At 71.0% G+C, this 13,090-nt stretch carries 15 protein-coding genes; all 15 read right to left on the bottom strand.

Features of this window, described 5'->3' with window-relative positions; genetic code table 11:
• Positions 1 to 3: 3 nt before the first annotated feature.
• The 15 genes from ACYQ78_RS03330 to ACYQ78_RS03260 all read right to left on the bottom strand — a co-directional run bounded on the left by ACYQ78_RS03330 (position 4) and on the right by ACYQ78_RS03260 (position 12,992).
• Positions 4 to 825 (bottom strand): hypothetical protein, encoded by an 822-nt coding sequence (locus tag ACYQ78_RS03330; RefSeq protein WP_459799152.1) that lies wholly within the window; start codon positions 823 to 825, stop codon positions 4 to 6.
• The gene (locus tag ACYQ78_RS03325; protein ID WP_459799151.1) at positions 822 to 1,538 is read right to left on the bottom strand and encodes a VIT1/CCC1 transporter family protein; all 717 of its coding nucleotides are present in this window, start codon (positions 1,536 to 1,538) and stop codon (positions 822 to 824) included. Before ACYQ78_RS03325 ends, ACYQ78_RS03330 begins: the two co-directional genes overlap by 4 nt.
• Complete coding sequence (lgt, locus tag ACYQ78_RS03320; protein WP_459799150.1) at positions 1,535 to 2,530, bottom strand: prolipoprotein diacylglyceryl transferase; 996 nt, start codon at positions 2,528 to 2,530, stop codon at positions 1,535 to 1,537. Before lgt ends, ACYQ78_RS03325 begins: the two co-directional genes overlap by 4 nt.
• Positions 2,531 to 2,618: 88 nt before the next feature.
• The gene (locus ACYQ78_RS03315; RefSeq protein ID WP_459799149.1) at positions 2,619 to 3,377 is read right to left on the bottom strand and encodes a thioredoxin domain-containing protein; all 759 of its coding nucleotides are present in this window, start codon (positions 3,375 to 3,377) and stop codon (positions 2,619 to 2,621) included.
• On the bottom strand, positions 3,377 to 3,901 hold the full coding sequence (locus ACYQ78_RS03310; RefSeq protein WP_459799148.1) for a MauE/DoxX family redox-associated membrane protein: 525 nt from the start codon (positions 3,899 to 3,901) through the stop codon (positions 3,377 to 3,379). The genes ACYQ78_RS03315 and ACYQ78_RS03310 overlap by 1 nt, the downstream gene beginning before the upstream one ends.
• Positions 3,902 to 4,120: 219 nt before the next feature.
• On the bottom strand, positions 4,121 to 4,390 hold the full coding sequence (locus tag ACYQ78_RS03305; RefSeq protein WP_459799147.1) for a hypothetical protein: 270 nt from the start codon (positions 4,388 to 4,390) through the stop codon (positions 4,121 to 4,123).
• Positions 4,391 to 4,478: 88 nt separating this feature from the next.
• Positions 4,479 to 5,273, bottom strand: coding sequence for a tryptophan synthase subunit alpha (gene trpA / locus ACYQ78_RS03300; protein ID WP_459799146.1), 795 nt, complete (start codon positions 5,271 to 5,273; stop codon positions 4,479 to 4,481).
• A gap of 13 nt (positions 5,274 to 5,286) precedes the next feature.
• The gene (gene trpB, locus ACYQ78_RS03295) at positions 5,287 to 6,528 is read right to left on the bottom strand and encodes a tryptophan synthase subunit beta (protein WP_459799145.1); all 1,242 of its coding nucleotides are present in this window, start codon (positions 6,526 to 6,528) and stop codon (positions 5,287 to 5,289) included.
• 14 nt (positions 6,529 to 6,542) lie between these two features.
• On the bottom strand, positions 6,543 to 7,355 hold the full coding sequence (gene trpC, locus ACYQ78_RS03290; protein WP_459799144.1) for an indole-3-glycerol phosphate synthase TrpC: 813 nt from the start codon (positions 7,353 to 7,355) through the stop codon (positions 6,543 to 6,545).
• Between the two features lie 114 nt (positions 7,356 to 7,469).
• Positions 7,470 to 7,874 carry a DUF2752 domain-containing protein gene (locus tag ACYQ78_RS03285; RefSeq protein WP_459799143.1) on the bottom strand — a complete coding sequence of 135 codons (405 nt, stop codon included), beginning with the start codon at positions 7,872 to 7,874 and terminating at the stop codon, positions 7,470 to 7,472.
• Positions 7,875 to 7,893: 19 nt separating this feature from the next.
• Entirely contained in the window at positions 7,894 to 8,460 is a 567-nt protein-coding gene (locus ACYQ78_RS03280; protein WP_459799142.1) for a DUF4190 domain-containing protein, read from the bottom strand.
• Positions 8,461 to 8,526: 66 nt separating this feature from the next.
• Complete coding sequence (locus tag ACYQ78_RS03275; RefSeq protein ID WP_459799141.1) at positions 8,527 to 9,060, bottom strand: Trp biosynthesis-associated membrane protein; 534 nt, start codon at positions 9,058 to 9,060, stop codon at positions 8,527 to 8,529.
• Positions 9,057 to 9,407, bottom strand: a complete 351-nt coding sequence (gene hisI, locus ACYQ78_RS03270) for a phosphoribosyl-AMP cyclohydrolase (protein ID WP_459799140.1) — start codon at positions 9,405 to 9,407, stop codon at positions 9,057 to 9,059. The genes ACYQ78_RS03275 and hisI overlap by 4 nt, the downstream gene beginning before the upstream one ends.
• Positions 9,408 to 9,444: 37 nt before the next feature.
• The gene (locus tag ACYQ78_RS03265; RefSeq protein ID WP_459799741.1) at positions 9,445 to 11,166 is read right to left on the bottom strand and encodes an ABC transporter ATP-binding protein; all 1,722 of its coding nucleotides are present in this window, start codon (positions 11,164 to 11,166) and stop codon (positions 9,445 to 9,447) included.
• A gap of 56 nt (positions 11,167 to 11,222) precedes the next feature.
• Positions 11,223 to 12,992: an ABC transporter ATP-binding protein gene (locus ACYQ78_RS03260; protein WP_459799740.1), complete on the bottom strand. Its 1,770-nt coding sequence runs from the start codon at positions 12,990 to 12,992 to the stop codon at positions 11,223 to 11,225.
• Positions 12,993 to 13,090: the final 98 nt, after the last annotated feature.

Genomic DNA, 13,090 nt, shown 5'->3' with positions numbered 1-13,090 from the left:
CGGTCAGCCGGCGGGGACTCCGGTCACGGCGACGACGCGGCGGTAGACGACCTTCTCGGCCTCGCGGACGGCCAGGCTCAGGGTCACCATGTCGTCTTTGTCTTCAGGGGCGGCGCCGTCGGCGCGGCCGATCCAGACCAGGCCCGCGTAGTGGCCCATGGCGTGGCCGCTCGACTCGGTGAAGCCCGTCAGCGCGGGCTGGGCGCTCTGCAGGGGCAGCACCCAGCCGCCCCGGTAGAGGCTGCTCAGCTCCTTGACCAGTTCGTCGGCGGCGGTCGCCGACTCCAGATTGAAGAGGGTGTACTGGGCGACGTAGCGGCCGTCGGAGCTGGTGAACAGGGCGCGGGCGGCCTGGGTGCAGCCGGCGCCCTCGATCGCCTCGATCAGGGTGTCGCCCCAGACGGTGGTGGCGCAGTCGGCGTCGAGCTTGCGCTCGCCCAGCTTCAGGGTGATCTTCCCGGCCTTCAGGGTCTTGGTGTTGAAGACCTCTTCGACGGTCAGCGGCTTCGCGTCGGCGGCCCGGTCGGCGATCGGCGCGAACTGCTTCAGCGACGCCCACGCCCGGTAGTCGGACGGCCGGGCCTGGCCCAGCGGCGAACTCGACTGCAGCTCGGCCACGGGGTCGTCGTCGAACGCCTCGACCACGTAGACCAGCACGAACGCCATCACCAGGATGCCGACGACCGAGGCCAGCACCGCCAGGATCTTCTGCTGGAAGCCGGTGAGCCCCATCTCGGCCAGTTTCTCGCTGCCCCAGGGCTCCCCCGGCTCCGCACGGCGCTTGGCGCGGGCCTGCCTGGCGGGTTTCTGCTGGGACGGGGTCACAGACCGCTCGCCCCGATCAGCGAGCCCAGCCCCCAGGTCAGCCCGGCGGCGACCGCGCCGACCAGCAGCTGGCGCAGGCCGGTGAACCACCAGCTCCGCGCGGTCACCCGGGAGACCACCGCGCCCGCGCCGAACAGCGCGACCATGGACAGCACGGCCGACAGCCACAGGTGGGTGAACCCGGCCAGGTAGGGCACCAGCGGGATCACGGCGCCGACGGCGAAGGACAGGAACGACGACAGGGCGGCGGTCACCGGCGACGGCAGGTCGCCGGACTTCACGCCGAGCTCGTTGAGGGTGTGCACTTCGAGAGCCTGTTCGGGGTTGCGGGAGATCTGCCGGGCCACCTCGGCGGCCAGCTCGGGATCGAGGCCGCGCCGCTCGTAGAGGGCGGCCAGCTCGGCCTCCTCCTCTTCGGGGTGGACGGCCATCTCGCGGCGTTCGACCGCGATCTCGGCCTGGGCCAGCTCGCGCTGGCTCGCCACCGAGACGTATTCGCCACCGGCCATCGAGAACGCCCCCGCGGCCAGGCCCGCCACACCCGCGAGGGCGATCACGCGGGTGTCGGCCGTGCCGCCCGCCACACCGGCGATGAGCGCGACGTTCGACACCAGGCCGTCCATCGCGCCGAACACCGCCGGGCGCAGCCAGCCACCGTTGACGTCACGGTGGCTGTGGTGGGTGGGGAGTTCCGGGCCAGTGGCGCCGGTCATCTCTGACCGGCCTCCTCGGCCTTCTCCGTCTTGTCGCCAGTGTCTCCGTCGCCGGTGACCGGGTCGTCGGTGTCTTCGCCGGTCTGGCGGGCCTCGTTCTCGTGGTCGTCGGCCTGGTCGTGGAGGTGGGCCGGGTCGGCCTCCGCACCTTCCGACACGGGCGGGAGCTCACCGGCGGGGACGATGACCTCTTCGGTGGTCTTGTTCCTCATCAGCCAGAAGTAGGCCAGGGCCGCGAGGAACAGGACGATCGACGTCCACTGGTTGAGGCGCATGCCGAGGATGTCGTGGGCCGGGTCGGAGCGCATGCCCTCGATCCAGAAGCGGCCGAGGGTGTAGCCCATCACGTACAGGGCGAAGAGGCGGCCGTGGCGAAGCGTGAAACGCGAGCCGATGAGAAGGAGCAGGCCCGCCACCGCGAAGTTCCAGAGCGATTCGTAGAGGAACGTCGGGTGGTAGGTCAGCGCGCCGGGCACGGTGCCCGCGCGGCCGGGCTCGATCTCCAGGCACCACGAGTAGTCGCAGGGGCCGCCGAAGAGCTCCTGGTTGAAGTAGTTGCCCCACCGGCCGATGCCCTGGGCGATCAGGATGCCGGGCGCCAGGGTGTCGGCGATGGCCGTCACCGAGATGCCGCGGCGGCGGCAGGCGATCGCGACCCCGACACCGCCGAGCGCGACCGCGCCCCAGATGCCGAGGCCGCCCTTCCAGATGAAGAAGATGTGATACCACTCGTTCTCCGCGTCAGCCCCGAAGTAGAGCTGATAGTCGGTGATCACGTGGTAGAGCCGGCCACCGACCAGGCCGAACGGGACCGCCCAGACGGCCAGGTCGGTGATCGTGCCGGGCAGACCTCCGCGGGCACGCCAGCGGCGCTCGCCGAGCCAGACGGCGACGACGACGCCCAGCACGATGCAGAGCGCATAGGCCCGGATGGGAAGGGGTCCGAGATTCCAGACCCCCTGCGACGGGCTCGGGATCGAGGCGAGGGGCATGTCACAGGACGTTACCGCCTCCGAGGCGCACTCGCGCACGCTCGTCACCAATGAGCCCGTCTCAGGTTGATCACCCTGTCTTCAAGGGTTACTTGCCCGCCGCGAGCACGGCCTGACGCAGCTTCGCGGGGACGAACGCGACGTTCGAGTCGAGCTCCTTCCCGTTCAGTTTGAGCGCCGGGGTGCCCTCGATCTTCTCGGTCCGAATGATCTTGTCGGACTGGGTGAGCTGGGTCTGCGCGAACTTCTGGGAGGTCACGCACTTCTCCCAGTCGGGCGAGGTCACGCCCACCTCTTTGCCCCAGGCGACCAGATCGGTCAGCGGGAAGCCCTCGACGGTCTCCGACGGCTGCTCGGCGAAGAGCTTGTCGTGGAAGGCCGGCCACTGGGCCCCGTTGGTGATGCAGCGCGACGCCGCCCCGGCGCGGACCGAGTTGGACTTGGTCGGCTCCATCGAGAAGATCGTGATCGGGTGGAAGACGACCTTGGCCTTGCCCTCGGAGGCCAGGTTCTTGATCGTCGGGCCCGACGACTCTTCGAGCGCCTTGCAGGCCGGGCACTGGAAGTCTTCGTAGACGTCGAGCACCGGCCCGGTCACCCCCGCCTGGGCCATGGTCACCGATCCGTCGGCGTTGACCGTGGTCGGCGCGAGCTTCGCGGCCGCCGTCTGCTGCTCGGCGGTGTCGCGGGCGGCGGCGTACCAGGCGCCGCCGCCGATGGCGAGGACCGCGATCGTGCCGATGGTGACCATCGTGGCCAGGCGGCGATGGCGGTCTTTCCTGCGGTCGGCGTTCCGCTGCTGCGCGATCCGCTCGCGGGCGGTCGCCTCGCGGGCACCTTTGCCCATCAGTGGTTCTCCTTCACTTCTTCCTGGTGATCACTGGCCCCGGGCTCGTGATCGCCGGCCTCCTCTTCGGCGTAGGGGCGGGGGGCCAGCCCCAGGGGCGTGTCGAGCGCGAGCCGGCCGGGCGTGAACCAGGCGATCCAGCCCGCCAGCACCACCAGCCCGAAGTCACGCACCAGTTCCCAGAAGTACGAGGGCTCCTGCCCCTCGGCGAGCGGTCCGCCGCCGCCGAAGCAGCCGCAGTCGATGCGCAGCCCCCGCGCCCACGCCGAGGCGATGCCGATGACGAAGGCGACCATGAGCAGCCCCGCGCCGACCGCCGACAGGCGGGTGAGCAGGCCAAGGACAAGGAGCACTCCGACGACGATCTCCAGCACGGGCAGGCCGTATCCGACGGCCGTGGCGATCCGGTCCGGCAAGAGTTCGTAGGCGCGCACGGCCTGCACCGACAGAGCGGGGGCGCCGACCTTCAGCCACCCCGCGACGATGAGCACGCCTGCGAGCACGAGCCGGGCGACGGTCGTCACCCAGGGTACAGCTACAGATGCACTGAGTGACGAACTCGGGCCGCGACGATGCGATGACACGCAGACTCCTCTGAGGTCCCGGGGCCGCCGGTACGGCCACCGACACGGAACCTATTGGAGTCCACCCCACCATGACCTCGATAAACACCCGGTAAGCCGAAACGTGGGGTCGGGTATGGGCAGGGTCGCCCAGGTAAATCCCCGGTGGGGAAGAGACGGCTACGGCACGCAGACCGTCGGGTCGACGATTTCGATCCCGATCGCGGGCTCCACGCCCGGCTTGGAGTCCTGCCAAGGCGGAACCGGGTCCGTCGAAGGTGCGAGCCACTCCGCCGTCTCTGCCCGGATCTCCTCGTAGGCCGCCTCGGACACCGCGGCGCGCTCGGCGTCGGTGAGAGGACGCACCCGGCAGGTCGGACCGGCGGTGGTGAAAGCAAGCCCGGCCACCAGCGCCACGACCAGCAGGCGAGCCGCGTTCCGCCACTTCATCGCACATGCCCCCAAAACGGGATGGACCGGAAAGCCGAACGGCCGGCACCTCTTGGGTGACCGGCCGTGTGGCTGCGTACAGGAAGAACTAGCGGCGGACGCCCTCCGCCAGTTCCGCGGAGAGTTCGCGGATCGAGGCGAGGCCCTCCTTCTCGCTCGGCGCGTCGAGGAGGCGGCGGATGAAGGCCGAACCCACGATCACGCCGTCGGCGTAGGCGGCGACCTCGGCGGCCTGGGCGCCGGTGCCGACGCCGAGGCCCACGCAGACCGGGACCTTGGCGTGGGGGCGGGTGCGTTCGACCAGGCCCTTCGCCGCGGCGCCGACCGAGGAGCGGGCGCCGGTGACGCCCATGAGCGAGGCGGCGTAGACGAAGCCGGTGCAGCACTCCGCGACGATGCCGATGCGCTCTTCTGTCGAGCTCGGGGCGACCAGGAAGACCGTGTCGATGCCGGCCGAGGCGCTGGCCTCGCGCCAGGGGCCGGCCTCTTCGGGCGTGAGGTCGGGCGTGATGGTGCCCACTCCCCCGGCGTTGGCCAGGTCACGCGCGAAACGGTCGGCGCCGTAGCGGTCGATCGGGTTCCAGTAGGTCATGACGAGGGTCGCCGCGCCCGACTTGGCCACGCCCTCGACCGTGCGCATCACGTCGGCGATGCGGGTGCCGTTCTCCAGGGCTCGGTGGACGGCGTCCTGGATGGTCGGGCCGTCCATCAGCGGGTCGGAGTAGGGCAGGCCGATCTCGATCACGTCGCAGCCGGACTCGACCAGGGCGGTCGCGGCGGCGATGGCGCCGTCGATCGTGGGAAAGCCGGCGGGCAGGTAGCCCACCAGCGCTGCGCGGTTCTCCGCGCGGGCCTTCTCGAAGACCGTGGCAAGTGTCGTCATGGCTGGCTTCCGGCTACAGGTTGAAGTATTTCATCGCGGTCCCCATGTCCTTGTCGCCTCGACCGGACAGGTTGACCAGGATGGTGGCGTCGGGGCCGAGCTCACGGCCCAGCTTGAGCGCGCCGGCCAGGGCGTGGGACGACTCGATCGCCGGGATGATGCCCTCGGTGCGGGCGAGCAGGGCGAAGGCCTCCATCGCCTCGGCGTCGGTGATGCCGTGGTAGGTGGCCCGGCCGCTGTCCTTGAGCCAGGCGTGCTCGGGGCCGACGCCCGGGTAGTCGAGACCGGCCGAGATCGAGTGGGACTCGATCGTCTGGCCCTCGTCGTCTTGCAGGACGTAGGTGCGCGAGCCGTGCAGGACGCCGATCGAACCCGCCGTCAGCGTGAGCGCGTGTTCGCCCGTCTCCAGGCCCCGGCCCCCGGCCTCGTAGCCGTGGAGCGCGACGCCCTCGTCGCCGATGAAGGCGTGCATGATGCCGATGGCGTTGGAGCCGCCGCCGACCGCCGCGCACACCGCGTCGGGCAGCTTGCCGGTCAGCTCCAGCATCTGGCGGCGGGCCTCGACGCCGATGATGCGGGCGAAGTCGCGGACGATGCCCGGGAACGGGTAGGGCCCTGCGACGGTGCCGAACAGGTAGTGGGTGCTGTCGACGTTGGTGACCCAGTCGCGGAACGCCTCGTTGATGGCGTCTTTCAGGGTCTGGCTGCCGTTGGTGACGGGCACGACCGTGGCGCCGAGCAGTTTCATGCGGGCGACGTTGAGCGCCTGGCGCTCGCAGTCGACGGCGCCCATGTAGATGACGCACTCGAGACCCATCAGGGCGGCGGCGGTCGCGGTGGCGACGCCGTGCTGGCCCGCGCCGGTCTCGGCGATGACGCGCTTCTTGCCGAGCCGCTTGGTCAGCAGGGCCTGGCCGAGCACGTTGTTGATCTTGTGGGCGCCCGTGTGGGTGAGGTCTTCACGCTTCAGGATGAGCCGGGCGCCGCCCGCCTGCTCGGCGAACCGGGGCACCTCGGTGAGCGTCGTGGGACGGCCGGCGTAGGTGCGCAGCAGGAAGTCGAACTCACGGATGAATTCGAGGTCGTTGCGGGCCTTCTCGTATTCGGCGGCCACCTCGTCGAGGGCCGGGATCAGCGCTTCGGGCACATAGCGCCCGCCGAACACGCCGAACTTGCCCCGCTCGCTCACGTCGCCGGACGAACCGGCGCCGGCGAAGTCGGCGGGGGTGATGAGGGTGCCCTCAGAGATGGACATGGACGAATCTCCGGTCACGACTGCCGTTCTTGGCGGGACGAAGGATGGGCGCCCGCGGTGACCAGGTCGTTCACCGCCGAACGCGGGTCTTTTCCGGTGACCAGGCTCTCGCCGACCAGCACGGCGTCGGCGCCGGCGCGGGCGTAGGCGAGCAGGTCGTGCGGGCCGCGCACGCCCGACTCGGCGATCCGGACGATGCCCTCGGGCACCTTCGGGGCGAGCCTGGCGAACACCTCGCGGTCGACCTCGAGAGTGCGCAGGTCGCGGGCGTTGATGCCGATGAGCTTGGCGCCGGCGTCGACCGCGCGCTCCAGCTCCTCCTCGGTGTGGACCTCGACCAGCGGGACCAGGCCGATCGACTCGGACCGCTCGATGAGCGAGACGAGGGCGTTCTGGTCGAGCGACACGACCATCAGCAGGGCCAGGTCGGCGCCGTAGGCGCGGGCCTCCCAGAGCTGGTAGGCGGTGACGATGAAGTCTTTGCGCAGGATCGGGATGTCGACCGCCGCGCGGACCGCCGCGAGGTCGTCGAGGCTGCCGCCGAAGCGCCGGCGTTCGGTCAGAACGCTGATGACGTGGGCGCCACCGGCCTCGTAGTCGGCGGCGAGCGCGGCCGGGTCGGCGATGGCCGCCAGCGCGCCCTTGGACGGGCTCGACCGCTTGACCTCGGCGATGACCGAGACGCGGTCGGCCTTCAGGGCCCCGAAGACGTCGCGCGGAGTGGGTGCGCGCCGGGCGCGTTCCTTGAGCTCATCGATCGACACGGCCTTCTGCCGCTCGGCCAGGTCTTCGCGGACGCCCTCGAGAATGTCGTCGAGAACCGTCATCGGACCTCACCGCCCTTGCTGGCTCGTTCGCTCACGTGCTCCGGATCCCTCCAGGTCGACTGCGTCCCCCGATGGTATCGGCCTTGCCGACGTCGGCCCGCCATCGGGTGCCGGTCACGGCGCCAGAAAAGCGCCGTAAGGCGTATTGCGTACAACCCCGAACAACAAGGCCAGCGCGGCGAACGACCAGACGACCACGGGAGCCGTCAGGCGGGTGCGCAGCGGCACCCCCCGCCAGGCGGACGCGATCCACTTCGCCCACAGGTACACCAGGAAAGGGGCGACTGCAACGAACAGCGGGTTGAACGACAACGCGCCGCCGACGTCGAGCCGGGTCAGCGCGTGGACCGCCCGCAGCCCGCCGCACCCCGGGCAGTAGAGCCCGCTGACCAGCAGGAACGGGCACACCGGATAGTGACCGGGCCGCGAGGGGTCGACCAGCGCGACGAACGCGGTCGCCGCCGCGAGCAGGCCGCCGACGGCGGCCGGGACCGCGACGGCGCCGGTTCTGGAGCTCATCGCCCCAAGGTAGTACGAGTCAGTACGAGGGGACCGACGAGAAGAGGTCGTCGGGGATCGTGTTGCCGTAGTCGGTGCTCTCGGCGATGCCGACCATGGCCAGCATGAAGGCGCCGAACGCCAGCCAGAGGATGACCCACAGGGCGATGGTGATGTAGGAGATCACCAGGCCCGCGACCGCCATGCCGTGGCCCTCTTCGCCGCTGGTCTTGATGCGGCTGATCGCGATGTGGCCGAAGATCACGCCCAGGACGGCGGTGACGCCGCAGAGCACGAGGCCGATCAGGCCCATCACGAGCGAGGCGACCGCCATGCCGTTGGTGGGCCGGGTGGCGGCGTAGCCGTAGCCGGGCTGCGCGTAGCCGGCGTCGTAGCCGGGCTGCTGGTATTGCTGGTAACCCTGGCCGTAGCCGTAGTCCTGCCCGTAGCCGCCGCCGGCGGGCTGGGTGTCCTTCGTGCCGTAGCCCGGCTGGCCGTAAGTGGGCTGCTGGGGATAGCCGCCCTGGCCGTAGTCCGGCTGCTGACCGTAACCCGGGTAGTTGTTGCCCGGGTCCCCCGTGTCGCCGGGCTGGTTCCCGTAAGTCATGCGACGACTGTAGCGACGGGGGCCGACATCCCCATCAAATCGGGGCAACCTGAGGACAAGTTGTAATCAGGTGGGATCGTCGCCGCGATCGATGGCGTCCCACATCGACCGCTCGGTCGGTGGTCTGTCATGATCGGGCCGGTCGTAGCGGGACGACAGGCCCGGCCAGCGCCCCCCGGCCACGGCCGCCCACAGGCCGCCCGCGAGCAGCAGCACCCCGCCCAGCGCGGTGAGCCACGGCCAGACGGTGACCTGCACGGCCGCCCCGGTCAGGTCGGCGCTCTCCAGCAGCAGGACGTCGTCGAACACCCGCATCATCGCGATGACGACGGTGGCCCCGCAGATCGCGACCAGCGCCCCGATCACCTGCCGCCAGACGCCCTTGGCCGCCAGCACGGCCACACACCCGGCCAGCGCCGCCAGCACGACCGGCGTGATCACCGGCGCGACCTGCGACCCGGGCACGTCGTGGATCGCCTCCGGATTGGTCAGCCCGGTGGGCGCGAGCAGCTGCGCCCAGACGCGGGTGCCCGCGAACAGCGCGAGCGCCCCGCCGGCCGCGCAGACGACCAGCCAGGCGTAGACCGCGCGGCGGCTCATGAACCCTCGATCACCGGAAGCACGTCGTCATCGAAGCAGGTGCGGGTGCCGGTGTGGCAGGCGGGGCCACGCTGGTCGACCTTGAGCAGGATCGTGTCGCCGTCGCAGTCGAGCGCGACGTGCTTGACGAACTGGGCGTTCCCCGAGGTCTCGCCCTTGACCCAGTATTGACCCCGGCTGCGCGACCAGTAGGTGGCCCGGCCGGTGGTGAGGGTGCGGTGGAGCGCCTCGTCGTCCATCCAGGCGAGCATCAGCACCTCGCCGGTGTCGTGTTGCTGGACGACGGCGGGCACCAGCCCGTCGCCGGTCCGCTTGAGCCGGTCTGCGATCTTCGGGTCCAGGGACATGCGCCCCATTCTGCCGCAGTGACCAGTAAGAACAGGCCTAGCTACGGGTCGCGGTGGCCCACGATGCGTGGAGGTCGGCGTAGACGCCCGGCTCGCCGACCAGTTCGGCGTGGGGGCCGCGCTGGACGATCTCGCCCCGGTCGAAGACGATCACCTCGTCGGCCGCCTCCGCCGTGGACAGGCGGTGGGCGATCGAGACGGCGGTGCGGCCCCGGGTGACGCCGTCGAGGGCGCGGGCGATGCGGACCTCCGTCGCGGGGTCGACGGCCGAGGTGGCCTCGTCGAGCAGGAGCAGGTCGGGGTCGGCCAGGTAGGCCCGCGCCAGGGCGACGAGCTGGCGTTCGCCCGCCGACAGCGACTCGCCGCGCTGGCCGACCGCCGTGTTCAGGCCGCCCGGCAGCCCTTCGAGCCAGTCGGCCAGGCCGAGCTCGGACAGGGCCTCGGCGATCTCGCCGTCGGTGGCGGTGGGACGGCCGAAGCGGATGTTCTCGGCCAGGGTCGAGTCGAAGAGGAACCCGTCCTGCGGGACCATCACGATGCGCTCGCGCAGTGAGGCGAAGCGGATGTCGCGCAGGTCGACGCCGTCGATCGCGACGCGGCCCTCGACCGGATCCATCAGGCGGGTGAGCAGCTTGGCGAAGGTGGTCTTGCCCGAGCCGGTCTCGCCGACCACGGCCACCCGGCGGCGGGGCGGGATGACGACGTTGACCTCGCGCAGCACGGGCGGGCCGCCGGGGTAGGCGTAGCCCACGTCTTCGAACGCCACCGTGATCGGGCCGCGCGGCTGGGTGACGCCTTCTTCGCCCGGGTCGGCGACGTCGGCCGGGGTGTCGAGCACGCCGAGCACGCGGCGCCAGCCGGCGATGGCGTTCTGCGCCTCGTTGAGCATCTCGGTCGCCATCTGGAGCGGCGCGACGAACAGGGTGATGAGGAACAGGAACGCGATCAGGCGGCCGTCGGTGATCGAGCCGTCGACCCCGAGCAGCACGCCGACGACGACCACGGCGGCGATCGCGACCGAGGCGACCAGCTCGGTGGTCGGGAACGTGAGGCCGATGATCTTCTGGGCCCGGGTCTGCGCGGCCCGCTGGGCGTCGATGGCGGCGTCGATGCGGGCGCCGGTGCGCTCCTCGGAGCCGTGGGCGCGGATGACCGCGCTGCCGACGACCGACTCGCTGATCGCGGCGAGGGTGTCGCCGGTGCGCTCGCGGATCGTCAGGTAGTTGCGGGCCACGATGCGCTGGAACCTCGGCAGCACGAACGACAGCGGCAGGAACAGCGCCACGACGAGCAGGGTGAGCTGCCAGGAGTAGAAGGCCATCACCACGGTCGCCACTCCGAGCTGGCCGACCGCGACGATGATCCACACGCCGCCCGACTGCATGAAGGTGCTGATCTGGTCGACGTCCCCGGTCACCCGGGAGACCAGCGAGCCCCGGCGCTCGGTGTTCTGGGTCAGCACCGACAGGTCGTGGACGTGGCGGAACGCCTTGCCGCGCAGCGTCGCCAGGCCCGCCTCGGTGGCCCGGATGAGCCGCACGTTCATCAGGTAGCTCGACAGCGCGGTCAGCAGGACCGCCGCCGCGCAGAGCAGCACGGCGTCGCGGATGAACGCCAGATCGGGAGCGCCGATCTTGATACCGCCGTTGTCGATCACCTGCTGGATGGCGATCGGGACGATCACCTTCCCTGCGGTGGCCACCACGGCCAGCAGCAGGGTGACGGTCAGGCCGCGCCGGAACTCGGGCGAGAGCCGCATGCCGTCGCGGACGGTCTGGACCGCACCGCGCTCGACCGTCTGGAGACTTTGCGTGGTCACGGGGCGACGATCTCCTCTTCGAGGGCCGAGTGCTCGGCCTCCTGGCGTTCGTAGGCCGTCACGAGATCGCGGTATCCGGCGCAGCGGGCCAGCAGGATCTCGTGGGGGCCGTGGTCGGCGACGGTGCCGTTCTCGAGGTAGACGACGTCGTCGGCCAGGGAGATCGTGGCCATGCGGTAGGCGATCACGATGACGGTGGCATGTTGGTCGCGCAGGCCGAACAGGATGCGCTTCTCGACCTGGGGGTCGACGCTGGAGGTGGCGTCGTCGAGGATCAGCAGCCGCGGCTCCTGGGCCAGCGCCCGCGCCAGGGCCAGCCGCTGACGCTGGCCGCCCGACAGGGTGGTGCCGCGCTCGCCGACCTTGGTGTCGAGGGCGGCGGGCAGCGCGCTGACGAACCCGTCGGCCTGGGCCAGCCGCAGCGCCGCCCACACCTTCTCGTCGGGGACGTCGGCGCCGAGCGTGATGTTGCCCCGGACGGTGTCGTCGAACAGGAACGTCTGCTGCGGAACGAGCGAGACCGCGCCGCTCACGCCGTGGCGGGCGACCTCGCGCAGGTCGACGCCGTCGAGCGCGACCACGCCCTCGTCGGGGTCGACCAGGCGGGCCAGCAGCTGGGTCAGGGTGGACTTGCCCGAGCCGGTGGGCCCGACCAGGGCGACCGTGCGGCCCGGTTCGACGGTGAAGCCGACGTCGCGCAGCACCGGCACGCCCGGCTCGTAGGCGAAGGAGACGTCGGTGACGGCCAGCTCCGCAGGTCGGTCGGCCGGCAGGGAGGCGGAGCCGTACACCATCGAGCCCTCCGCCTGGAGCACTTCCTGCACCCGGGTCCAGCCCACGACGGAGCGGGGCAGTTCACCCAGCACCCACCCGAGCGCCCGCACGGGGAAGGACAGCAGCGTGAACAGGTAGGACACCTGGATCAGCTCACCGGCGGTGACGTCGCCGGAGGAGAGCCGGTAGGAGCCGAACAGCAGCACGGCGAGCACCCCGAGCGTCGGCAGCGCCTCCAGCAGCGGATCGAACAGGCCGCGCACCCGCCCGGCCGCGATGTTGGCGTCGCGCAGCGCCTCGGCGCGGGCCCGGAACCGGACCGCCTCGGCGTCTTCGCGGCCGAGGGTCTTGATCACGAGCGCGCCGTCGAAGCTCTCGTGGGCGACCTCGGACACCGCCGCCCGCAACTCCTGCGCCCGCGTCGCCAGCGGGGACAGCCGCCGCTGGTAGACCAGGTTGAGCAGGGCGATCGCCGGAAAGATCAGGAAGCCGACCACGGCCAGCACCGGATCGGTCAGCACGATCGCCACCGCCGCCGCCACCAGCATGACCACCACGCCGACCGCCATCGGCAGCGGCGCGAGCGGCCCCCACGCGGCCTCGGCGTCGGAACTGGCGTTGGAGAGCAGCTGCCCGGTCGGATGACGGTGGTGCCACGACAGCGGCAGCCGCAGGAACTGCCGCCCCAGCGACCGCCGGACATGCGCCTGCATGCGGTATTGGTGGATGCCCGCCATGATGCGCCGGCCCATGATCCCGAGCGCCTTGAACACCGCGACCCCGACGATCAGCGCCGCCGCCAGCCACAGAGTGCCCGCGACGGCCTGGTTCTCACGGAAGGCGGGCAGGATCGCGTTGGTCGTCGCCCAGCCGAGCGCCCACGACGACAGCACGGTCGTGACGCCGTAGAGGGCGCTCGCCAGCACCGCCCCCGTGAAGATCTTCGGCTCGGTCTTGATGGCGTGGCCGATGACGCGGAACCCCTTGCGCATGACCGCGGTTGAGACCTTTTCGGGCACTCGGGGTGTCCTTCCGTTTGCAGCGACGTTCAAGCCCTGACCTTACGCAGCCCGACCGACAGTCCGGATCG

This window comes from Herbidospora sp. RD11066 (assembly GCF_054661255.1).
The sequence above is the reverse complement of the archived record's forward strand: the minus strand, read 5'-3'. Positions and strand labels throughout refer to the sequence as shown.